Origin of the sequence: Anoxybacillus sp. CHMUD (assembly GCF_013096965.1) — a bacterium.
Lineage (GTDB): Bacteria > Bacillota > Bacilli > Bacillales > Anoxybacillaceae > Anoxybacillus > Anoxybacillus kestanbolensis_A.
Window position 1 is genome coordinate 1 of the sequence record NZ_SDLG01000101.1, and the last position, 289, is coordinate 289.

1 pseudogene is annotated in these 289 nt (G+C 49.1%); it reads left to right on the forward strand.

Features of this window, described 5'->3' with window-relative positions:
- Nucleotides 1–289 (forward strand): annotated as a pseudogene (locus tag ETB99_RS14800) (IS66 family transposase); the annotation flags it as partial.

A 289-nucleotide genomic window follows, 5' to 3' on the forward strand; every position in this document is an offset into this window, starting at 1 on the left:
AGTGGAACATCCACATCATCGTGTCGTCCACCGTGTGCATACGTGTCAAGGATGTGGGGCTTCTTTGCGTGAAGTCAAACCGTTCAAAGTCGATATCCGTCAAGTGTTTGATGTCCCTCCTGTGGCGGTCAAGTGTTTGATCTGCCTCCCGTGTCGATTGAAGTGACACAACATGAACGTGAAGTGAAATCGTGTCCACATTGTCGATGTGTTCAACAAGCCGAATTCCCATCACATGTCACGAATCATGTGCAATACGGTCCACGGCTCACGGCGCTCGTTGTTTATT